Here is a 22,637-nt window from a genome sequence, read left to right as displayed (position 1 = left end):
TCTGATTGGCGCTTCTTTTCTGATTATGCCGGCCGCATGGGCGCAATTACCCGGCATTATCAGTCAACCGCTGCCTAACGGAGGGCAAAGCTGGTCCCTGCCGGTGCAAACGCTGGTATTCATGACATCGCTGACGTTTCTGCCAGCGGTGTTATTGATGATGACCAGCTTTACTCGCATCGTAATCGTGTTAAGCCTGTTGCGTACGGCTATCGGCACCGCGACGGCCCCGCCCAACCAGGTCATCCTGGGCTTAAGCTTATTTCTGACCTTCTTTGTTATGTCGCCGGTATTTAACAAAATCTATCAAGAGGCTTATGTCCCTTTCAGTCAAAACCAGATCACCATGGAGTCCGCTTTTGAAACCGGGTCGCAGCCCCTGCGTGAATTCATGCTGCGGCAAACGCGTGAAGCCGATCTGGCGCTTTTTACCCGGCTGGCGGAAATTCCCGCGCTGGAGGGGCCGGAATCCGTTCCCATGCGGATACTGATCCCGGCGTTTGTCACCAGCGAACTGAAAACCGCCTTTCAAATTGGATTCACCATATTTATTCCTTTTTTGATTATTGACCTGGTGGTCGCCAGTGTTTTGATGGCGCTGGGTATGATGATGGTTCCGCCTGCTACCGTATCGTTACCTTTTAAATTGATGCTGTTCGTGCTTGTCGATGGCTGGCAGTTACTAATCGGTTCTCTCGCGCAGAGTTTCTACAGCTAGCGTTTCTACAATCAGGAAACGCGGACCAGGATTATTATCATGACACCTGAATCAGTTATGGCCCTTGGTTATGAAGCGATGAAAATCGCTCTGGCTCTTGCCGCGCCTTTATTGCTGGCCGCATTGCTGACCGGATTGATCGTCAGCCTGCTGCAGGCGGCTACGCAGGTCAATGAAATGACGCTGTCGTTTATTCCCAAGATTCTGGCGGTATTTACCGCCATCGTTATTGCCGGCCCCTGGATGCTTAATCTGCTATTAGACTATATGCGAACGCTTTTTAGTAATTTACCGATAATCATTGGATAATAATGATAGAAGTCACCAGCGCCGATTTAACCTATTGGTTAGGGCAGTATTTTTGGCCTTTCGTACGGCTATTGGCGCTGATCGCCACCGCACCGCTATTTAACGAAAAAGGAATCGATAGTAAAGTTAAAATCGGTTTGGCTTTCCTGTGTACCGTCCTGATATCGCCCCAGATAACAATTGAAAATACGCCTATCTTTTCTGTGCCCGGTGTTTGGCTTTTAATAAAGCAAGTATTAATCGGCATTGCTTTAGGTTTCACTATGCAGTTGGCTTTTGCCGTATTTCGCCTGGCGGGTGAAATTATCGGTTTGCAAATGGGATTATCCTTTGCCACCTTCTTCGATCCATCAAGCGGCGCCAACACCTCGGTGCTATCCCGTTTTTTCAATGTGTTTGCCATGCTGCTGTTCCTGGTATTTGATGGGCACCTATGGCTTATTTCATTATTAGCCGACAGCTTTCATCTTATTCCCATCAATCAGGGGTTAATCAATAGCAATATTTTTCTGTCCATTGCCCAAACGGGTAGCCTTATTTTTATTAACGGCCTGATGCTCGCTCTTCCTTTAATCACATTTCTGTTGGTTATTAACATATCATTGGGCGTTCTAAACCGAATGTCCCCGCAACTCTCCGTCTTTGTGATCGGTTTTCCAATTACGCTCACCATCGGTATATTGACCATCGGATTACTGATGCCGCTGTTTGCGCCATTTTCAGAGCACATATTCAGTGAGTTATTTGATGTGATTGCGATGATTATCAGAGAATTTCTTGCACAAGAATAAATTGGTCAATAAGGATATACAGCCGGCAGGATAAATTAGGACCATAAAAAATGGTGCATCAATGATTAAATTAATCAAATGATACACCCAAAAAACGTGCCCGGTTTAGCACGTTAAACTGTTGTCCCAACCACTAGCCGTTGAGTTGGAATAGCGACATGGAAAACATGCTGGCGGTCACGGCGGCATTCGCCTGAAGCATTACCTGCAAAGATTGGTAAGTCGCCGTCGCGGCAACAATATCGGCTTCCACCAAATCGGTTTTACGATCGGAGTAAACCACATCGATGCTAGTCTGCTGGCTCTTCAACGAGGTAATTGTCGTCTGTTTGCCGCCCAGCTTGGTCTGCGCAGTGTATACATCATCCAATTGATTCGACAAAGTGCTTAGCACGCTCCCCATCGCCGACGAGTACTCTTCCGTCGAATCCCCGTCATCCAGACTCATGGATAACGCAGCCAGCGCCTGATCGATGGTGTCAAAAACACTATTGCCATCTTCGCCAAATACGCTATTACCGGTATCGCCGGTAGTCACTGACAGGCTGTCGGATATTTTGATAGAAACAGCGCTGCTGCTGCCGCTGTAAGACACGGTGCCGTCGTCCGCTACGGTAAAGGCCGCGGAGCCGGAGGCGTAGCCGCTAAAAATATAGTTACCGCTACTATCGGTGGTGTTCGCCAGCGCCACCAGTTGATCTTTATAACTTTGTAGTTCTGTGGCCAGCGAGGCCCGGTCGGAATCGCTATAAGTGGTGTTAGCGGCCTGAATCAGTTTCGTCTGAATGTTCTGGAGCGTGGTAACGACTTCATCCAACGTAGTGTCTTCCAGATTCAGACTGGCTTCCGCCGTCTGGCGCGCCGTAGTGTATTTTTGACTGTCAGCCTGCGCCTGAGACACCAATACCGCCTGTGAGGCGGCAATGGGATCATCGGAGGGCTTGGTGACGCGAAAGCCGGAAGACACCTGAGCTGCGGCCGTGGTCACTGCGGACTGAATCTCCAGAGAACTGGCGATCTGTCTCTGATTTATCACACTAGTGCTAAGACGCATAATGTTTACCCTTATAATTTGTCATGAATTAGTTAGCTGTTTACTGCTGACAACAGGGAGTCAAAAATGGTATTCGCGGTAGACAATACCTGGGCACAGGCGGTGTAGTACTGCTGTGCGCTATAAAGATTAATGTATTCTTCATCAATGTTTACCCCGGAAACCGACTGCTGTTTCTCGGTCAGCGACGTCACGATAGCCGACTGGGAAGAACTGAGACTATTCGCCGATGAAGTTTTAATCCCAATTTCACTGATCAGGCTGGCATAAGACTGCGCTAGCGTCGATTTGCCGCCGATAAGCTTCGACGTTTGCAAATCAATCATTGATTCCAGGTTACGGTTATCGCTTTCACCGGTTTCGGCATCATTCAGACCGGCGGCGATCAGCGAGCCATCGCTTAACGCGACCGACAAACTGGAAATCACACCGCTCACCGTTTCCACGTTAAACGAGTCGCCCTCGGCGGCATCGCCGGAAACGGTAACCGTCAAACCGCCAAAACTAAGGGTAGAATTACCATCGCTGTCGGTGGAAGTGGTATAGCTGACGGTTGAACCGTCTGAAACTTGCGTCACGTTCCAACTGCCGTTTTTATAGCTCAGTTTGTAGTCGCTGGCCGTAACGCTGCTGATATCGGTATAAGAGGCGGATAGCTCCGCGCTGCCGGTATTCTTACTATTGCTTAACACCGATGGGTCGTTATAGCTGAAGAAATCCGTACCGACATCGCCGTTCAGATCCACCCCTTCGCTTTGCAGTTCGTTCATACTGCCAGCGAGTTCCAGGGCGATCAGACCCAGTGCATTACGCGTGCTATCTATATCATCCCGGGCGGCAAACAGGCCGGCCAGGCTGCCGCCATCAATGTTATCCTCATTGATGCTGGTCAAGCTGCCGTTGCCGCTGTCATAGGCGATAGTGATACGAGATGCATCGGCGCTGTCGGTTACTGCCGCCAACGCATAGGAAGTACCGCCCTGCACCAGCGTCAAGCCGTTGGAAAGCGATACCGTCACCAGCGAATCATCTTGTGTGGATACCGTCACGCCGACCAGGTCGTTCAGATTGTTAATCAATTGATCGCGCTGATCCAGCAACGAGTTAGCCGAAGCGCCGGCGCTGCCCATGCTGGATATCTGGGAGTTCAACTTGGCGATCTGTTCGGCATAGCTGTTAATGGTATCAACCGTGCTGGTAACCTCCTGATTGATAGCCGAATCCATCGTCGACAGGTAGCTGTCCGCCGTTTGCAACTGGCTAACCAGCGCCTCTGCGCTACTGAGCACCGCCTGGCGGGACGACGTACTGCCGGCGTCGGAGCTCAGCGTACTCAGGCTGGCGAAAAAGTCTGACAGCATGCTGTCAATGCTGGAGGCCGTAGAGGTCGTGCTGCTGGTGACGCTGCTCGCCAGCAGGCTATCAATTTGGGAAAGCTGATCGTAATAAGCGCTGGTTTCAGCATAACTGGCCGACGCAGCGCGCAATTGCGCAACAGTAAGCTTGTCGTATTCGCGGTTGACGGAACTGACCGTCACTCCGGTTCCCACTTCGCCATAAGTGGTAGACTGGCCGATAGCCGAGGAAAGAGAAACCGTTTGCCGGTTGTAGCCTGTTGTTTGGGCGTTGGTAATGTTGTTACCCGTGGTATTAAGTAACGTCTGCGCAGCCTTCAGACCGGAAGATGCAATATTAACCAAAGAACTCGCCATGAAGTTTCCTTATTCATTCTTCTATATCGGCTAAGCGGCTACGCCAGCCTGAATAAACGTTTTTACTTATTTTTTTATCGTCTGTTTGAACAAAAACTTGAGAGCACAGCAATTAATTATTTTTAAAATAATTTGCTCAAATCGTGGGTATAAGCGCTGATGGCCTTTTGTGATGCCTGCTTTATCTGACCGATGATCTGCACCAGTTTGTCTCCATAGTTCGGATCGGTCGCATAGCCTGCACGTTGCAACGCGTAGGCCGCATCTTCCGCGCTCTTCGCGTCCAGAACCGGCTTATATCGAGAGTTATTGGTCAGCAACGATATATAGTCATTAAGCGCATCAAGATAAGAGTCGTAAACCCGGAACAGTTCCTTAGTCTTATATGCCCGACCATTTTCGAATTCCGTCGTCATCACCTCGGTGACTTTACCTTTCCAGCTATCATTGGCTTTTACGCCGAAAATGTTATAGCTAGGCTTGCCGTCAGCGGTGGTGATTTCCCGCCGCCCCCATCCGGATTCCAGCGCCGCCTGCGCCATAATCAAATGATGGGGAATACCGCTCTGTAAGCTGGCTATCATGGAAGGGATGGAAAGGCGATCGGTGAATTGAGATGACGTTTGACGCAGCGGCGCCGCCGATTGCTGTTCAGCCGCATTATCTTGCCGTTGTTCACGACGTAAAAACTCGCCAATCAATGCGGGCGATAATGCGCTGGTCGCCAGTCGTTCCTGATCCAGCGGCATCGGCACTTTGCCCACGCTATCAGGCGGAATGTCGGTATGCTGGCGCCCCATTTGTTTCATGATCATATCGGCCAGTCCTAACCCTTTAGCCGATAAATCCTGAGCCATCTGCTGATCGTACATACTGGTATAGAGCCGGGTCTGATCGTTGCTTAACATCCCGTCCTGCGGCAATGCCGAACGCATGCTTTTCAGCATCATGTTAACGAACAGCCCTTCAAACTGATGCGCGACTTTTTCCAATGCCGCCGGGTCTTTTTGCGTGACCTGGCGGCGCAGGCTATTTACTGCATTGACGTCATATACAGCGGAAGTCGGTTCGGCAACGTTGACCCAGCTCTTCATCAAATTATCTCTACTTCGGCTTTAAGACAGCCAGCGCTGTGCATCGACTGAAGAATGGACATCAGATCCATCGGCGTCGCGCCAAGAGCATTCATCGCCCGAATGACCGCATTCAAATTAGCGCTGGAGTTGACTCGTTGCAACGATCCGCCGGACTGGCGAACGGAAATCTCGGTTTGCTGAGTGACGGCCGTCTGTCCGCCGGCGAAAGGCGTGTCAGGCTGGTTGACCTGCTGCTGTTGATCGACCACCACCGACAGATTTCCCTGAGCCACCGCGCAGGAATCCAGCATCACATTGCGGTTCATTACTACCGAGCCTGTGCGGGAATTGATAATAACCTTGGCATCTATTTCCCCTACATCCACGTTGAGATCCTGAATCTGGGCTAAAAAACGCACCTGCTGGTCATTATTGGCGGGAATCGAAACTTCAACCGTACGGGAGTCCAGAGCACGGGCCACACCGGAGACATTTTGCCGGTTAATCGCATCGCTGATGCGCTGGGCGACGCTGAAATCTTCCTGCTTAAGGTTAAGCACCAGCCGATTATGCTCCCCAAAAGAGGTGGCCAGTTCACGTTCGATTATCCCGCCGCCGTTAATCCGGCCGCCCGCCAGTTGGTTGATTTTCACCTGACTGCCGCCGGACGAGGCGCCAGCGCCGCCAACCAACAGGTTCCCCTGCGCCAACGCATAGACCTGATTATCCACACCTTTCAACGGCGTCATTAACAATGTCCCGCCGCGTAGGCTTTTTGCCGAACCCAACGAAGATACGACGACGTCAATCTTCTGCCCGGCACGGGCAAAAGGAGGATAGTTGGCGGTCACCATTACCGCCGCCACATTCTTTAACTGCATGTTGGTGCCGCTGGGGATGGTAATCCCTAGCTGGGACAACATATTGTTCAATCCCTGAGTGGTGAATGGTGTTTGTGTGGTCTGATCGCCGGTGCCATCTAACCCGACGACCAGTCCATAACCAATTAGCGGGTTGTCGCGCACGCCCTGAATATCGACAAGGTCACGCAGCCGCTCAGCGGATGCTGGGGATGTCATCAGCAGCAATACTGAATATAACGCCACAATTAGGCTGACAATTCTCATGCTATTCTCCTTAAAATGGCGAAACATTGAGGAAGAAGCGTTGCAGCCACCCCATATTCTGGGCTTCATTGATATAACCATTACCAATATATTCAATCCTGGCATCCGCCACCTGCGTTGAAACCACAGAGTTGCTACCTGTAATCGTACGCGGGTTCACCACGCCGGAAAAACGAATGTATTCAGTACCCTGATTTATCGCGATCTGTTTTTCCCCGACCACTCTCAGATTACCGTTAGCCAGCACTTCCTTAACCGTCACCGTGATGGTGCCGTCAAAGGTATTCTGAGCGCTGGCGCCGCCGGAACCGTCGAAATCATTGCCGCCGGAAGCTTCCAGATCCACCTTGCCATTACCCAGCAATCCCGTAAGCGCCTTGGGCAAAGTAGTGAGCCCCGACGAGGCCGAACCGCTTCTGCTGGCATTAGCGGACGAACTTTTGCTCGCGCTGACATCCTCTTGCAGGGTAATCGTCAGGATATCGCCCACATTACGCGGACGGCTGTCTTCAAATAACGGCTGATAGCCATAGTTCATTAGTTGAGCGGACTGGAACAATGAACCATTCGTCGCTACCAGCGATGCTGGCGCGGGATGAGCGGTGGTTTCACCATCAACCAGCGGCGTACGTGGTATATACGCACAACCGCCAACCATATACGTCATAACCGCTAACGGTACTATTATCCATTTCTGCTGGCGCAGAAAGCCGCAGTTATGACCGCGATAACACAACATGCCTCACCCTTTTTATTTATTCATCAGGCTGAATTGTCCGATTGCCCGTTACATCTGGGTCAAACGTTGCAGCATGGCGTCTGATGCAGTGACCGCCTTACTGTTAATTTCATAGGCACGTTGTACCTGAATCATATCAACCAGCTCTTCCGCTACATTAACGTTTGAAGTTTCCACATACCCCTGATAGAGCGTCCCGGCGCCGTTCTGACCCGGCGTTGATTCTGTTGGCGCGCCGGAGCTCTCCGTTTCCTGATACAGGTTTTCACCCATACTCTGTAATCCGGTCGGGTTAATGAAGGTCGCCAACGTCAGTTGCCCGACCTGAGTCGTTGCCGTTTGTCCCTGCGTTGTGACGCTAACCACCCCGTCGCTGGATACCGTCATGGTCAGCGCGGTATCGGGGATAGTGATAGCCGGCTGAACCGGATAACCGCTGGACGTAACCAACTGGCCGTTGGAATCGAGCTGGAATGAGCCGTCGCGGGTATAGGCGGTTGTACCATCGGTCATCTGGATCTGGAAAAAACCTTGACCGTTAATCGCGATATCTTTGCTATTTTCAGTCTGTTCCAGGCTACCTTGGCTATGTAAACGCTCCGTAGCCACGGTACGTACCCCAGTACCCAACTGTAACCCTGACGGTAACGTAGTCTGTTCCGTTGATTGAGCGCCAGGTTGACGTATGGTCTGATACAGCAGATCTTCAAATACGGCCCGCTGACGTTTAAAACCGTTGGTGCTAACGTTAGCCAGGTTGTTAGAAATAACATCCATATTCGTTTGCTGAGCATCAAGGCCCGTTTTAGCAATCCAGAGAGAGCGGATCATATTCTATTCCTCAAACCAATTAGCTAATGGATAACAGTTGATTAGCTTTCTGAGCATTGTCATCCGCATTCGAGATTACTTTCATTTGCATTTCGAAACGGCGGGAATTGTTGATCATATCCACCAGCGTCTCTACCGTGTTGACGTTACTTCCCTCCAACACGCCAGACATCACCTGCACCGTATCATCCTGCGGTAATGCGGCTCCGGCTTGTTGATCGGCGGTCGTCGTGGTGTGGAACAGTCCATCATCGCCACGCACCAGTTGATCGTTAGTGGCGCTGACCAACTTCAACCTTCCGACAGCCGCGACGGTGTTAGGATCATCCCCGTTGCCCAAGGCAGAAACCGTGCCGTCCGCAGCAATACTGATACTGGCATTCACCGGCACCTCCAACGGACCGCCATCGCCGACCACAGGATACCCCTGAATCTGCATCTGTCCGTCGGCATTCACCTGAATGGCGCCATTGCGAGTATATGCTTCTCCGCCATCCGGCAATTGCACCGCCAACCATCCCTGATCCTGCACGGCAACGTCCAGTGAACGCGATGTATAGTTAAGCGGCCCTTGAGTAGTATCCGCTCCCGGAGTGGAAGCCACCACCAAAGTGCGGGTTGGCAATGAGAGACCTTCTACGGGTACGGCCCTCATTGCGGCAATCTGGGCACGAAATCCCGGCGTAGACGAATTAGCCAGGTTATTGGCGGTAATAGCCTGCTGCTCCAGCGTCTGGCTGGCGGCGCCCATCGCCGTATATATCGCGTGATCCATATGGCCTCTTTAATCAATTAACGCAGGTTAACCAACGTATTCAGGATCGCATCCTGTGTCTTAATGGTTTGCGCGTTGGACTGGTAGTTGCGCTGAGCAACAATCAGATTCACCAGTTCCGCGCTGAGATCGACGTTAGAGCTTTCCAACGCGCCGCTGGTCAAAGAACCGAAAGTACCGGTGCCGGCCGAACCCAGGATAGCTTCCCCGGATGAAGCGGTTGCGGCCCAGGTGTTATCGCCTTTAGATTGCAGACCGGAGGTGTTGGTAAATGAAGCCAGCACAATCTGCCCCATCAGTTGGGTTTTACCATTGGAATAGGTACCGCTGATGGTGCCGTCATTGTTGATGGTATATTCAGTCAGCGTACCGGCGGCATAGCCGTCCTGCGTTTTGGTGTTGGTGGCATTGGAACTGTTCTGCTGGGTGCTGCCGCTGAAATCGATGGTAAAAGTGTTGCCGTCGGAACCATTAAGGGCCTTGGTTGAAACGGAAAGTTCGGTGGTTCCTGTTAGTGCACCGCTGCTATCAAAATTAAGGGTGCCGATATTCGTTGGTTCAGTTACTGAGGTGTCGCTGGTGTCCTGAGCATATACCGACCAGGTATTGTCCGCAGTTTTAACAAAATACATCGCGATATTATGGGTATTGCCCAAGGTATCATAAGTGGTCAGCGTCTGGGTGTAGTTATAGGTAGTTGAGTCCGTGGTATCTAAATTAGCGGCATCCAACGCACTCAGACTGGAGTTCAGATTCACTTCCACATCCGCGCTGCTGGTGGCTGAGGCCGCCATTCCTGCGGTGGAGATTGACAGCACCGTCGGCTCCGCCCCGGCATTGATCACGCCGTTGGTGGCGGAATAGCCGGTCAGATAATAACCGTTGGTCGTGTTGATCAGGTTACTGTCGGCATCCAGCGAAAACTCGCCATTGCGGGTGTAATACACATTGCCGCTGTCATCCGTCAGGCGGAAGAAACCGTTACCGGAAATCGCCACATCGGAACCCACATTGGTGCTTTCCACCGTGCCATCGGAAAAGTCCTGCGTTACCGCGGCGACCTTTACCCCGAGACCAACGTCAGAAGCGGCAAACACATCCGCAAATGAAGTCCTTGATGACTTAAAGCCCGTTGTTTCGGAGTTGGCGATATTGTTACCGATAACGTCCAGGTTACTGGATGCCGCGTTTAGACCACTGACTGCCTGTGAAAAACCCATATTGGTTCCCCTTGATTAAAATTATTCTGTTGATATGCCGCTGTTCTAGCAAAATAGGCTAGATAATCAGTTTCACATCATCCAACGTGGCGGTTCCCGCCAGGCCAAGATTAAGCGTAGAATCATCCGTACTGACGCCATATACCTGCGCATATGTCAGCTCCGTCGCTGTCACGCTACCGCCGGAAGACGAAGTAGCCGAAACGGAGAAGGTATAGGTACCGGCCCCCACGCTCTCCCCGCTATTATTGGTGCCGTCCCAGGTATAGGCCAAAACGCCGGCGCTCTGCGAGCCTAGATCCACCGAGCGAACAACATTGCCGCTGGAATCGGAAATCGTCACCGTTACGTTGCTGGCATTATCTTCAAGCTCAACGCCAAAAGCCGTGCTGGAGCCATCTTCACCGACCACGATGCTGTCGCCGTCGATCAGTACCCCTTTGCCGATTAACGACGCCGCCTGCAGCGCATTGCTTTCATCAAGTTGCGTACCGATGGAGCCAAGTGTGGTATTCAGATTTTCAATACCGCTGAGCATACTGATTTGCGCCAGTTGGGTCGTCAGTTGGGAGTTATCCATCGGATCGGTCGGATCCTGATTCTGCAGCTGAGCCACCAATAACGTCAGAAACTCATTTTGCAGATCGCTGCTGCTTGACGCCGTGGAGCTGCTTGTGGTGGTAGTGGCGCTGGTGTTCGTTGATTCAGTAAGTGAAACGGCGACTGACATAGGCCTGCTCCTGTTATTGTCCTAAGGTTAATGTCTTCTGCATCAAGGTTTTAGTGGTGTTGAGCACTTCGACATTGGCCTGATAGCTGCGGGAGGCAGCGATGGAATTCACCATCTCGGCCGTGACATCAACATTAGGCATGCGCACGTAACCTCGCTCATCCGCCAACGGATTCCCCGGCTGGTAAACCAGCTTGTCAGGGGATGTATCTTCAATAACGCTATCTACCTGCACGCCGCCGACTTCCTGACCTGAAGGGGCGGCCACTTTGAATACGACCTGTTTGGCGCGATACGGCTGACCGTCTGGCCCCGTCACGCTGTCCGCATTAGCCAGGTTACTGGCGCTGACATTCATCCGCTGTGATTGCGCGGTCAACGCAGAACCCGAAATTTCAAAGATATTCAACAAAGACATAACTATTTATCCTCTAGCACGGACATCATGCTTTTAATCTGACCGCTTAACACCGTAAGGTCGGTTTGATAACGCAGGCTATTATCGGCAAAATTGGTTCGCTCCCGATCCATATCCACGGTATTGCCATCCAACGCCGGCTGGTCTGGAACCCGATACAACAGATCCAAGGCGATATTCGATGTCGTCTGATTTTGAATATGCCGCTCCGAAGTGGTTGCCATCGCCAATGAATTACCGGCGGCGCGCCCCTGTTCTATGGCTTTGGTCAACTCACTGGAAAAATTGATATCGCGAGCCTGATAGCCCGGAGTGTCGGCATTGGCGATGTTCCCCGCCAGAATTTCCTGGCGCTGGGCTCTAAGATTTAACGCCTCCTGCTGAAAGCGAAAATTCTCCTCCAATTTATCAAGCATGCTATCCCCTTCCCCAAGAGCAGAATAAAGTGAGGCTAAAATCTTGTTGTGGATAGCATAGAGGTAGCGGTGGAAACCCTATCGCCGGAATAAAGAAGAAATGATGAGCTATTTTTGCCATTGGTGGGAAACGCAGGCAGGTAAACTACTTTGCACAGGAAACCCGCGGAGAATGATTAATGCGTTGCGTTGCGCGATATTATACAGCGATATTGTGTTTTACCACACTTAATGCAACAGCCAGCGCAATTGAGCTAAGTGAGCAAGTGACTGCATTTGTTCGTCAGCAGGTGAACATTCCTTCAGCAGTCGTTGATGTGAAATTAAAAAGCGCTAAAGACAATGCCATCAACTGCCCTAATCCGCATTTTACCCTTCCTCCCCGCAAAAAGCCCGGCGGCAACGTCAATATAAAAATGACGTGCGGCGCCGCCAGATATTACCTGGCTACGGAAATCCAGATTACCGGACGCTATCTGGTAGCGGCTAAGAGTATTCCCATTAATCATAAAATTACCGACGCCGATATTAAATGGCGGGAAGGAAGAATAGATAAACTGACCGTTGCGCCCATGACCCAAACAGAACAGATCGTTGGCAGTATTAGCCAGCGGATAATCGGCGCGGGACAGGCGATTAACGATAGAATGCTGCGTCATCCTTGGGCGGTGAGTTCCGGACAAACAGTCTCGGTTACCATTAGCGGCGAAGGTTTTAGCATTACTAATCAAGGGAAGGTCATGAACAATGCCGCCATCAATGACAAAACCCGGATCAGGATGGATTCAGGGCAAATCATCGAGGGGGTGGTTACCGGCGAGGGGGCGGTGACAGTCGTGCAATGAATTATAATTAAAGGTGCCGCCAAAACGGTCGATACTAGTGCTAACCAGAAAATTATTGCATGATTACGACAGCAGAATAATAGAGAGGATGTTATGAGCATTAGTGGCGCCAAACCCGTAGCTTCCCCCAGACAATACAAAACAAAGACGCTGATACTTTTCAGACGCAAAAAAGTAAAGCGGCATCGGTAAGCACTGGGGCAGAAAAAGAAACACAGGTCATCTTAAGTGATGCTCAGGCGCAACTCATGCGGCCTGGAACACAAGACATCAATATGGAAAAAGTCGAAGACCTGAAGCAAGCCATTCAGGCAGGCGAATTACAGATCGATGTGGGCAAAATTGCCGATAAGTTAATCTCTTTATCTGATGATTTAACTCAAGACTGATACACGATATGACTATGAACGCAGTATTACAGAAAATGTTGGCCCTGCTGCAACAGTTACAGGAAACATTGAAACAGGAAGAACTCGAACTTAGCGCCAGAGCAGTCAATAGCGCGCTTTTGCAGCGTATTACCGAGAATAAGAGCGAGCAATTGACCTCACTGCGTTATTTTGATACCCAACGGCAAGAATTAGAGCAACAGAGTAATCTGATCGCCCCTTACGCTGAACAAAGTGATTTACATATGCTGTGGTCAGATATTCAGGCGCTCACTCAAGCACTGAGTCAAAACAATCACCGCAATGCTCTGCTGTTGCGCCAGCATATGAAGTATACCAACGAAACGCTCGAGCTATTGAAAACCAAAAGTAATAATAGCCTGTACGGTCCCGATGGGCATTCATCGCGATTCATGTCCTATCAAAGCAATAAATTTGGTCGTTAATACTGATAATTAACGATCAACTGTGAGTTGAGCACGCGAATTGGCGGTTTTATCGGCCCTTTGCCTGGTAGAGAGAACGAAAAGTAAAACTCATCTCCCGCCCAATCTCCGGTAAACGCCAAACTGGTTCCTTTCCCCCCTGGTAATTCCATACAGCGAATAGACGTACATAGCAATACTTTCAATCCCGAAGGGAAAGCCTTTCTCGTCAATGTGTATTGCCAGTGTACCGATGTGATTCTCGCACTCTGCGGAAGTTTTTCCGCAGCGCTAAAAACAAAGGAAGCCGCGGGCCTGCCGCGCTGGCTTAATACCCACTGCTTCCCCTCATCGCTCCAACTGCCGCCTCTTTCCTTTGCCGCAACGCCATCAATCGTAAAGAGAAAAGGTACCGCCAATATTCCGTGAACCACATAGCGGCGATGTTTTAAATATCCCAAACATTTCCGCATAACGGCGTCCACGACAGCGATATCACGCACGCCTTCCATCATCTGACTCACTTGGCATTTGCTCCAATGATTGAAGTCATACGGATTTGACGGCTATCGCTGACTTCATGATTAGAGAGAACCACCAAATCAGAGAAGTTACGCCGCAAAAAACGCGACAGCAGCGGCCGTAATGCGTGATTGACCAACAGCACCGGCGGCGCATTCATATCTTTCTGGTGTTGTACCGCTTCCTGAGCCTGCTGCAACAGACGATCGGCCAGACCTGGCTCTAAACCGCCGCCATTTTGTAATGCCTGCATCAACATTTTTTCTAATCCAGCGCCCAATCCGATGACGTGGATATCGCCGCCGCCAGGGAACCATTGCTGAGTAATGGCCCTGCCCAATGCCACCCTGACTGCAACCGTCAAGTCATTCGGATCTTTTTGCACTGCCGCGTGTTCTGAAATGGTTTCGATGATCGTGCGCATATCACGGATAGAAACCCGCTCAGCCAATAGGTTCTGCAATACCTTGTGGAAAGTAGTCAGCGTAACCACATCAGGAATGAAATCCTCAACCAACTTCGGCATATCTTTAGCAACACGGTCCAATAATTGCTGGGCCTCTTGCCGGCCAAACAGGTCGCTGGCATAAAGCGTGATCAGGTGATTTAAATGCGTTGCGACTACGGTGCTGGACTCGACGACCGTATAGCCTTGCGTTTGCGCTTGTTCTTTCAGCACGCTGTCAATCCAATAGGCCGGTAGCCCGAAAGCAGGATCTTTGGTCACATCGCCGTCTAGCTTTCCTACCGCGTTACCTGGATTAATAGCAAGCCATTTCCCAGGGAATGCTTCGCCATGACCGATTTCGACGCCTTTCATCAGAATCCGATAGCTGGCTGGCTGCAATTCCAGATTATCGCGAATATGTACGACGGGAGGCAGGTAGCCCATTTCCTGGGCAAACTTTTTACGAATGCTGCGAATACGGCCGATTAGTTCGCCGTTCTGCTGCGCATCGACCATAGGAATGAGCCGGTATCCTACCTCCATGCCCAGCACATCCTCTAGTTGTACGTCCGACCAGGTTGCATCAACCAGCGGCTGACTTTCTTTTTTAGTTTCCGGCGCCGCCGCGGCTTTATTTACGCCAAGATTCCGCCCTCTAAGCAGCCAGACGCCCCCCAATAACCCGGCGGCGAACAGCAGGAATACCAGGTTCGGCATCCCGGGAACCAGGCCGATTAACCCGATAACCGCGGCGCATAACAGCATGACCCGAGGGTTATCAAAAAGCTGGGAGACCATTTGCTGTCCGACATCCTGATCGGAGCTTACCCGGGTCACAATAACACCGGCCGCAGTGGAAATGACCAGCGCCGGGATCTGCGCAACCAATCCGTCGCCAATAGTCAACAGGGTATAGGTTTCCGCTGCGTGACTTAACGTCATATCATGCTGAAGGATACCGACCAGCAAACCGCCGACGATATTGATCACCATAATCAGTAACCCGGCAATCGCATCGCCGCGCACAAACTTGCTGGCGCCATCCATCGAACCGTAGAAATCCGCTTCCTGGGTAACCTCTGACCGGCGCTTTTTCGCCTCGGCTTCACCGATTAATCCGGCGTTCAGATCGGCGTCGATCGCCATCTGTTTACCGGGCATCCCATCCAGCACGAAGCGCGCGCCCACTTCGGCAATACGGCCTGCGCCCTTGGTAATAACCATGAAGTTAATCAATACCAGGATGATGAAAACCACAATCCCGATGGCGAAGTTACCGCCGACCAAAAAGTGGCCGAAAGCTTCAATCACTTTCCCCGCAGCGGCGCCGCCAGTATGCCCCTCCAACAGCACCACTCGCGTTGACGCGATATTCAGCGACAGCCGCAATAATGTAGAAAACAGCAGGATGGTTGGAAACGCTGAGAAATCCAGCGTACGCTGAGTGAACATCGCCACCAGCAATACCATAACCGATAGCGCAATGTTAAAGGTAAACAGCAGATCCAGAATAAAAGGCGGCAATGGCAGTACCATCATCGACAGAATCAACAGGATCAGTATCGGGCCCGCCAGAATCTGCCATTGCGTATCTTTAAAGTTTGTGGGTAAACGAAGTAATGCGGCCAAATTAGCCATCAGTAGTATTCTCTCTCGCAATGTCCAGCTCAGCCGGCACCGGTAAATGTTTAGGTTTCTTCGGGATCAATCCGCCTTCCCGACGCCAGCGTTTAAGTTGATAAACCCATGCCAGAACTTCAGCAACCGCTGCATAAAGCTGTGCCGGTATATTCTGGCCAATCTCTGTATGCCGATAAAGCGCCCTGGCCAATGGCGGCGCTTCCAGGATGGGGATACGATGTTCTTTTGCCAGTTCGCGAATACGCAATGCGATTTCATCGGTACCTTTCGCTAACAATTTAGGCGCGCTCATTTTCTTATCGTCATATTGCAGCGCAACCGCATAATGCGTCGGGTTCGTTACAATCACATGGGCTTTGGGGACATCGGCCATCATCCGCCGCTTTGCCATTTCCCGCTGCTGCCGACGAATTCGTCCTTTAACATGCGGATCCCCCTCATGCTCTTTGTGTTCATCGCGTATTTCTTGCTTGGTCATACGCAATTTTTTGATATGACTCCAGATTTGCCAGAACACATCAAAAGCGACCATGGGAATTAATCCTATCAAGACTAATAATCCACAAAGGAAAACCATGCCCAATGCATCGCCCAGCGCTGTGATGGGCGGTTCGGAAATCAGGTGCAATATCTCGCGCCAGTGGCTCCATAAAAAACCGCCGGCAATTCCGCCCACCATCAAAGCCTTCAGGATGCCTTTAAACAACTCGGCTAACGCCTGAGATGAAAACATGCGTTTTAGGCCGCTGAGTGGGTTCATCTTGGTTAAATCAAATTTGATCGATTTTGTTGAAAAGAGTACGCCTCCCAACAACATTGGCGCCGCTATCGCCACCAGAACCGCGCCCCCCATAAAAGGCAGCAGAGCCGAAACCGCCTGTTTAAGCAAAATGTCTAACTGCATGAGCATTTGCTTATCATTGCTTATCAATTCATGTTCAAAACGGAATCCTTGAGCAATCATGGCGGATAACTTACGGGCCATGTTCGTACCGCCGAACCACATGATCGAGAGGCCGGTTAGCAGCAGCAATACAGAGGTTAACTCCCTGGATCGGGGGATCTGACCTTCTTCTCGAGCCTTTTCTTCTCGATGGGCTGTGGGCGCTTCAGTTTTCTCAAGGTCACTCTCTTCAGCCACGACAATTTCCTGATTTTTAGGATTGAGATAGCAATTTTCTGCCTAGCATGACAAATCACGGCGATTACGATGGATAGAAAAAGAGGAGAAACTAACGACTATTTCACGGATAGTGATGGATTGAGCATGAATAGAGATGGCGGACAGATGCTCTGACCGCCACCGTAAGAAAAAGTCCGTACACTACATAGCAATGAATTAAAAGCCCAGGCTATCCAGCAGATCGTCGACCTGATCCTGGTTGGAAACAACGCCTGCCGCGCTTTTATCGACCTGGGGACCATTCAGCAAGCCATCATTGGCGCGTTTGGGGGCGGCCGGTTTTTCAGGCATATTTTCCAACAGCACCATCAGCAGCTGTTTCTCAATTTCCTGAATAACATCCATCATGCGTTTGATGACCTGACCAGTCAGATCCTGGAAATCTTGCGCCATCATGATTTCCAGCAGTTGCGCATTGGTAAATGAAGTCTGTTCGGGCACGCCTTCGAGGTATTTACGCGTGTCGGTTACCAATTCACGCGCATCGGCCAACTCTATCGGGCTCTCAAACCACTGATCCCAACGAGACTTCAGCGACTTGGCATCGGCTTCCAACTGGTTCTGACGCGGTTGCGCTGCCTCAACGCAGCTCAGCGCCCGCTCCGCGGCCTGAGCTGTCATCTGGACAACATAGTCAAGACGATCGCGGGCGTCGGGAATGGCTTCCGCCGCTTCCGCGATCGCGCTGTCCAGACCTAATTCCCGCAGGCTGTCGCGCAGCATACGGGTTAATTGACCGATACGAGAAATAATCTCTGTAGCAGAAGCGGTGTCATTTACGGGCGGCATTGGATGTGGCTTCATAAGATCCCCTTACATACCCAGTTTTTCAAATATCTTACCCAGCTTCTCTTCCAAGGTAGCAGCAGTAAATGGTTTAACAACATAACCACTAGCACCAGCCTGTGCTGCGGCGATAATATTTTCTTTCTTCGCTTCCGCCGTAACCATCAGCACCGGGAGCTTTGAGAGCGCAGCGTCAGCACGAATAGTCTGCAGCAACTCCAAGCCGTCCATGTTGGGCATATTCCAGTCAGAAATAACGAAATCGAAAGCACTTGCACGAAGCTTATTCAGTGCGTCAGCACCATCTTCCGCTTCTTCTACATTATTAAAGCCCAGTTCCTTTAGTAGGTTGCGAACAATTCGGCGCATCGTCGAAAAATCATCCACCACTAAAAACCTGAGTTCTTTATCGGCCATACCTACTCCTAAAATATTTATTGCTCACCGGGAGCTGCTTATATACGTAATGCCTGTCCGGCAGAGATTTGTGTCAGCATCCGCTGACTAACCTGGTGCAGATCCACCACTTCGTCGACGCCCCCCATAGCGATAGCCTCGCGCGGCATGCCAAACACCACGCAACTTGCTTCGTCTTGTGCCAGGGTATAGGCACCGGCCTGATGAAGTTCCAACAAACCGGCAGCTCCGTCGTTTCCCATTCCCGTAAGGATGACCCCTACTGCATTTCGTCCGGCAAACTGAGCGACCGAACGAAACAATACATCAACCGATGGACGGTGACGGTTAACCGGCGGGCCATCATTTAGCCGCACCTGATAATTTGCCCCGCTGCGCGCCAGTTCCAGGTGCCGCGCTCCAGGAGCGATATAGGCATGCCCCGGTAAAACGCGCTCACCGTCTTCGGCCTCCTTCACCGTAATCTGACATAACTTATTCAGACGTTCCGCAAAGGATTTGGTAAATCCCGGCGGCATATGCTGCGTAATCAGCAATGCCGGGCTTGTCGGCGGCAGAGGTTGCAGCACGTGGCGTATCGCCTCGGTTCCCCCTGTGGATGCGCCTATCGCGATAAGTTTTTCACTACTGAGCAGCGGCGTATGCTGAATAATCGTCATCGGCTCATGGGTTTTACTGCGCTGCGGCAGCCGCGCCTTGGCGGCCATGCGAATCTTTTCAGCAATCAGTTCGCTATATGCCAGCATGCCTTCGCGAATACCTAACTGCGGTTTTGTCACAAAGTCGATTGCGCCCAGTTCCAGAGCCCGTAAGGTGATCTCTGACCCTTTTCCCGTCAGAGAGGACACCATGACAACCGGCATCGGGCGCAGACGCATTAATTTCTCAAGAAAATCCAATCCATCCATACGCGGCATTTCGACATCCAGCGTTAATACCTGCGGATTAAATTTTTTAATTAAGTCACGGGCGACTAACGGATCAGGAGCCGTCGCTACCACTTCCATATCAGGGTGGCTATTAATGATTTCGGTCATGATCTGACGCATAAGGGCAGAGTCATCAACACATAACACTTTAATTTTGTTCATTATCTTTCCTTAGCCAGTCCATAAACCGTCTGCCCGCGCAAATAGAATTCTCGACTGATCTGACTGAAATTTTCTGAATGTCCGGCAAATAACAATCCGCCTGGCTTAAGCAGCGGGACAAAGCGACGCAAAATTCGTTCTTGCGTTTCTTTATCAAAATAAATCATTACGTTACGACAAAAAATGGCATCAAATGGCGCCGGAATAGACCATTCGGGAGCCAACAGATTTAACTGTTGAAAATGCACCATGGACGCCAGTTCCGGTCTAACTCGCACCAGCCCGCTGTGCGGGCCGGTGCCACGTAAAAAGAATCGCTGTAGCTGCTGCGGAGAAAGCGAACGCAACTCTTCCTGCCGATAGATACCGGCCGTCGCTTTTTCCAACACCTGCGTATCGATATCACTGGCCACAACCTGACAACTGCTGCCGGCCCGATTGCCAAAAACCTCAGCAAGCGTCATCGCAAGAGAATAAGGCTCTTCGCCCGTCGATGCCGCAGTACTCCAGACCGAGTAACCATTGGGACGTTTGCGGGCATGCTCGGCTAATATCGGAAAGTGATGAGCCTCTCTGAAAAACGCCGTCAAATTAGTCGTGAGCGCATTAATAAAAGCCTGCCATTCGGCGCTGTTCGGATCGGATTCCAGCAACGCGAGATATTGGCCGAAATCGTTAATTCCAAGCAAACGCAATCGTCTGACCAAACGGTTGTAAACCATTTCTCTTTTGTGATCGGCCAGTACAATCCCCGCACGCTGATAAATTAGCTGGCTGATGCGCCGGAAATGAACATCCGACAACGGCAACCGGTCTACCATCTGCGTCAAGATAGAAACTGGTTCGGGGCGATTCTGCGATGGTGTGCTTTTCATATTAAACCGCCCAACATTCTGTTTTTGCTATGGTCTTTTCCAATCTAAACTTCCCTTACAGCTATAGCAGGCTTGTCTTTGTTCTCATTTATCAGATGTTCATCTTGTCGTGATGCAAGATTGAAAATCTGACTCTGTATTGCTCAGCGTCGCGGTCCGTTCACCAACGGAGCCGACCGCGACACAAATTCTACTAATGCTGCATTTTGTTGGGTGGTACGAACCATCTCAGCAACAGCTTGACGACTTGCTCTATTACCCACAAAAAATTTCATAAAGAGCCATGCGGGACACGGCTGACAAACTCGTCAAATGCGCCGCCAACGCTTATACAAAACCAAGGCGGGCATTTTCTCCGTGTCCCTAAAAGCAATGGCCTTATCAGAAGGTTTCCCAATTCCCGGCCGACTGATTCTCTTTGGGCTTTTTCTCAGCCCCCTCAGAAACGGCTAACAGCGCGGGTTTCTGACGTTTTTCCGTTTGTGACGATTGCGGCGTTTGGTACGCACTCCCATTGGAGTCAGCAATACGGAATACCGCAACCGCCTGATTGAGAATTCTCACCTGTTCTTCTAACGCAATGGCGGCGGAAGCAGACTGCTCAACCAACGCGGCGTTTTGCTGCGTTACGCTATCCATCTCCGTAACCGCCTGGCTGACCTGATCAATACCTTTACTTTGCTCATCAGAAGCCGAGGCAATCTCGCCCATAATGTCAGTAACCCGAGTTACCGCGCTGACGATTTCCGCCATCGTTTCCCCGGCGCTTTCAACCAGTACAGAACCTTCATCGACACGATTTACAGAATCTTCAATCAAACCTTTAATTTCTTTTGCCGCCTGAGCGCTACGCTGCGCCAAATTACGCACTTCGCCGGCCACAACCGCGAAACCTCGGCCTTGTTCCCCGGCGCGCGCCGCTTCAACCGCCGCGTTCAGCGCCAGAATATTGGTCTGGAAAGCAATGCCGTCAATCACGCTGGTAATATCGGCAATTTTTTGCGAACTGCCGGCGATGTTGTGCATCGTTTTGACGACATTATCGACGACTCGCCCTCCTTTCTGCGCCGTTTCCGATGCGCTTAACGCCAGTTGACTAGCCTGCCGGGCATTCTCGGCATTCTGTTTCACCGTCGAGGTCAATTGCTCCATGCTGGCGGCCGTTTCTTCCAATGCGGACGCCTGCTGTTCGGTGCGAGAGGAAAGATCGTTATTGCCCGCGCTAATTTCGGTTGCGCCGGTATAAATGGCGTCCGTTCCCTGACGCACCGCGCTTACCGTGGTAACAAACTCGCTCTGCATATTCCGAAGACTGTCAGCCAAAAGCCCCATTTCATTTTTACTGTGAAAATCGATCGTTTTCGTCAGATCGCCTCGGGCAAGGTGGCGAATATGTTCAACAACAATATGAAGCGGCCGGATGATTAACTTTTGCACGCCGGACCAGGCAATCAGCACCAGAAGCAGAACCAAAACAATGATGGAGCCTATTATCCAAAGCGCGGAATCATAAGCTTCGCTGTTTTCTGCGATGCCCAAGCGATATAGCTTCTCGCTGTCTTCCTGATAGGCGTAATAAGCCTTTTCAAAATTATCCTGAAATCCCTGGGTAGGTTGTTCGACAAATTTTTCAAACTCATCGTTGGAAAGAAATTGGGCCAGCTCCGCCAGAGCCTGATGCAGAGCCATATAGTTTTCTTTCACCTCGCGGGCGATAGCCGGATCCTGATGCGCAACCAGCGCCGTTTTCTCATAATTGGCAAAGTGCTCGTTTGCAGCATTCAATTGTGATTTAGCCAAGGCGAGCAATTCATCAAAGGCCGCGCCGGCGCCCTGTCCTTCCCTATCCAGCGCAATGCGAATACCTGCCCGGTTTAACGTATTTCGCGTCTGTAGCAAAAATGACCATGTAGCATCTAATTCTGATTTTTTTTGATTAAGAACCTGCGTTGAACTAAAAATCTCATTATCCGTTTTTAATGAGCTAAAAAATAAACCGGCTGAAATCAGCTGAAGCGCTCCAAAAAAAGCCAATATAAGTACCAAACTTGTAACAACCTTTATACGACTGAACATATCATTTCCCTTGAGTAGATCAA

At 50.7% G+C, this 22,637-nt stretch carries 25 protein-coding genes; 6 read left to right on the top strand and 19 right to left on the bottom strand.

Annotated features, from left to right (window positions below):
• Positions 1–25: 25 nt before the first annotated feature.
• From fliP to fliR, 3 genes are read left to right on the top strand one after another with little or no spacing between them, the layout of a single operon-like run.
• Complete coding sequence (fliP, locus tag HC231_RS08585) at positions 26–718, top strand: flagellar type III secretion system pore protein FliP (RefSeq protein WP_246494806.1); 693 nt, start codon at positions 26–28, stop codon at positions 716–718.
• Between the two features lie 39 nt (positions 719–757).
• Positions 758–1,027 carry a flagellar biosynthesis protein FliQ gene (gene fliQ / locus HC231_RS08580; protein WP_208230598.1) on the top strand — a complete coding sequence of 90 codons (270 nt, stop codon included), beginning with the start codon at positions 758–760 and terminating at the stop codon, positions 1,025–1,027.
• A 2-nt stretch (positions 1,028–1,029) separates the two neighbouring features.
• Positions 1,030–1,818: a flagellar biosynthetic protein FliR gene (gene fliR, locus HC231_RS08575; protein WP_208230597.1), complete on the top strand. Its 789-nt coding sequence runs from the start codon at positions 1,030–1,032 to the stop codon at positions 1,816–1,818.
• 133 nt (positions 1,819–1,951) lie between these two features.
• Here fliR and flgL read toward each other — a convergent pair whose 3' ends face one another.
• The 11 genes from flgL to flgB form a co-directional block, all read right to left on the bottom strand.
• On the bottom strand, positions 1,952–2,872 hold the full coding sequence (flgL, locus tag HC231_RS08570) for a flagellar hook-associated protein FlgL (RefSeq protein WP_208230596.1): 921 nt from the start codon (positions 2,870–2,872) through the stop codon (positions 1,952–1,954).
• 32 nt (positions 2,873–2,904) lie between these two features.
• Positions 2,905–4,584, bottom strand: coding sequence for a flagellar hook-associated protein FlgK (flgK, locus tag HC231_RS08565; protein ID WP_208230595.1), 1,680 nt, complete (start codon positions 4,582–4,584; stop codon positions 2,905–2,907).
• A gap of 122 nt (positions 4,585–4,706) precedes the next feature.
• A complete protein-coding gene (gene flgJ / locus HC231_RS08560) occupies positions 4,707–5,678 on the bottom strand; it encodes a flagellar assembly peptidoglycan hydrolase FlgJ (protein WP_208230594.1) in 972 nt (323 codons plus the stop codon).
• Positions 5,678–6,787, bottom strand: a complete 1,110-nt coding sequence (locus tag HC231_RS08555; protein WP_246494744.1) for a flagellar basal body P-ring protein FlgI — start codon at positions 6,785–6,787, stop codon at positions 5,678–5,680. The genes flgJ and HC231_RS08555 overlap by 1 nt, the downstream gene beginning before the upstream one ends.
• Positions 6,788–6,797: 10 nt before the next feature.
• Positions 6,798–7,454, bottom strand: a complete 657-nt coding sequence (locus tag HC231_RS08550; protein ID WP_246494804.1) for a flagellar basal body L-ring protein FlgH — start codon at positions 7,452–7,454, stop codon at positions 6,798–6,800.
• Between the two features lie 120 nt (positions 7,455–7,574).
• Positions 7,575–8,357, bottom strand: coding sequence for a flagellar basal-body rod protein FlgG (flgG, locus tag HC231_RS08545; protein ID WP_208230592.1), 783 nt, complete (start codon positions 8,355–8,357; stop codon positions 7,575–7,577).
• A 19-nt stretch (positions 8,358–8,376) separates the two neighbouring features.
• Positions 8,377–9,132, bottom strand: a complete 756-nt coding sequence (locus HC231_RS08540) for a flagellar basal body rod protein FlgF (protein ID WP_208230591.1) — start codon at positions 9,130–9,132, stop codon at positions 8,377–8,379.
• Between the two features lie 17 nt (positions 9,133–9,149).
• Positions 9,150–10,352: a flagellar hook protein FlgE gene (gene flgE, locus HC231_RS08535; protein WP_208230590.1), complete on the bottom strand. Its 1,203-nt coding sequence runs from the start codon at positions 10,350–10,352 to the stop codon at positions 9,150–9,152.
• 58 nt (positions 10,353–10,410) lie between these two features.
• The gene (locus tag HC231_RS08530; protein ID WP_208230589.1) at positions 10,411–11,082 is read right to left on the bottom strand and encodes a flagellar hook assembly protein FlgD; all 672 of its coding nucleotides are present in this window, start codon (positions 11,080–11,082) and stop codon (positions 10,411–10,413) included.
• A 13-nt stretch (positions 11,083–11,095) separates the two neighbouring features.
• The gene (gene flgC, locus HC231_RS08525; protein ID WP_208230588.1) at positions 11,096–11,500 is read right to left on the bottom strand and encodes a flagellar basal body rod protein FlgC; all 405 of its coding nucleotides are present in this window, start codon (positions 11,498–11,500) and stop codon (positions 11,096–11,098) included.
• 2 nt (positions 11,501–11,502) lie between these two features.
• Positions 11,503–11,916: a flagellar basal body rod protein FlgB gene (flgB, locus tag HC231_RS08520; RefSeq protein WP_208230587.1), complete on the bottom strand. Its 414-nt coding sequence runs from the start codon at positions 11,914–11,916 to the stop codon at positions 11,503–11,505.
• 179 nt (positions 11,917–12,095) lie between these two features.
• Here flgB and flgA point away from each other — a divergent pair, with 179 nt between their 5' ends.
• From flgA to HC231_RS08505, 3 genes are all read left to right on the top strand, one after another.
• The gene (gene flgA / locus HC231_RS08515) at positions 12,096–12,761 is read left to right on the top strand and encodes a flagellar basal body P-ring formation chaperone FlgA (protein ID WP_208230586.1); all 666 of its coding nucleotides are present in this window, start codon (positions 12,096–12,098) and stop codon (positions 12,759–12,761) included.
• A 134-nt stretch (positions 12,762–12,895) separates the two neighbouring features.
• Complete coding sequence (gene flgM / locus HC231_RS08510; protein WP_208231262.1) at positions 12,896–13,150, top strand: flagellar biosynthesis anti-sigma factor FlgM; 255 nt, start codon at positions 12,896–12,898, stop codon at positions 13,148–13,150.
• Between the two features lie 14 nt (positions 13,151–13,164).
• On the top strand, positions 13,165–13,596 hold the full coding sequence (locus HC231_RS08505; protein ID WP_208230585.1) for a flagella synthesis protein FlgN: 432 nt from the start codon (positions 13,165–13,167) through the stop codon (positions 13,594–13,596).
• Here the strand turns inward: HC231_RS08505 and HC231_RS08500 are convergent.
• From HC231_RS08500 to HC231_RS08465, 8 genes are all read right to left on the bottom strand, one after another.
• On the bottom strand, positions 13,593–14,090 hold the full coding sequence (locus HC231_RS08500; protein ID WP_208230584.1) for a flagellar protein FlhE: 498 nt from the start codon (positions 14,088–14,090) through the stop codon (positions 13,593–13,595). The genes HC231_RS08505 and HC231_RS08500 overlap by 4 nt on opposite strands.
• Positions 14,091–14,095: 5 nt before the next feature.
• Complete coding sequence (gene flhA / locus HC231_RS08495; RefSeq protein ID WP_208230583.1) at positions 14,096–16,183, bottom strand: flagellar biosynthesis protein FlhA; 2,088 nt, start codon at positions 16,181–16,183, stop codon at positions 14,096–14,098.
• Positions 16,176–17,327, bottom strand: coding sequence for a flagellar biosynthesis protein FlhB (flhB, locus tag HC231_RS08490; RefSeq protein WP_208230582.1), 1,152 nt, complete (start codon positions 17,325–17,327; stop codon positions 16,176–16,178). Before flhB ends, flhA begins: the two co-directional genes overlap by 8 nt.
• 198 nt (positions 17,328–17,525) lie before the next feature.
• The gene (cheZ, locus tag HC231_RS08485) at positions 17,526–18,173 is read right to left on the bottom strand and encodes a protein phosphatase CheZ (protein ID WP_208230581.1); all 648 of its coding nucleotides are present in this window, start codon (positions 18,171–18,173) and stop codon (positions 17,526–17,528) included.
• A gap of 9 nt (positions 18,174–18,182) precedes the next feature.
• Complete coding sequence (gene cheY, locus HC231_RS08480) at positions 18,183–18,572, bottom strand: chemotaxis response regulator CheY (RefSeq protein ID WP_208230580.1); 390 nt, start codon at positions 18,570–18,572, stop codon at positions 18,183–18,185.
• A gap of 38 nt (positions 18,573–18,610) precedes the next feature.
• On the bottom strand, positions 18,611–19,663 hold the full coding sequence (locus HC231_RS08475; protein ID WP_208230579.1) for a protein-glutamate methylesterase/protein-glutamine glutaminase: 1,053 nt from the start codon (positions 19,661–19,663) through the stop codon (positions 18,611–18,613).
• The gene (cheR, locus tag HC231_RS08470; protein WP_208230578.1) at positions 19,663–20,538 is read right to left on the bottom strand and encodes a protein-glutamate O-methyltransferase CheR; all 876 of its coding nucleotides are present in this window, start codon (positions 20,536–20,538) and stop codon (positions 19,663–19,665) included. Before cheR ends, HC231_RS08475 begins: the two co-directional genes overlap by 1 nt.
• A 381-nt stretch (positions 20,539–20,919) precedes the next feature.
• Complete coding sequence (locus tag HC231_RS08465) at positions 20,920–22,614, bottom strand: methyl-accepting chemotaxis protein (protein ID WP_208230577.1); 1,695 nt, start codon at positions 22,612–22,614, stop codon at positions 20,920–20,922.
• Between the last annotated feature and the right edge of the window lie 23 nt (positions 22,615–22,637).

Origin of the sequence: Brenneria izadpanahii (assembly GCF_017569925.1) — a bacterium.
Taxonomy (GTDB): Bacteria; Pseudomonadota; Gammaproteobacteria; order Enterobacterales; family Enterobacteriaceae; genus Brenneria; species Brenneria izadpanahii.
Note: the sequence above shows the minus strand (reverse complement) of the source record. Positions and strands in the feature narration are given on the sequence as shown.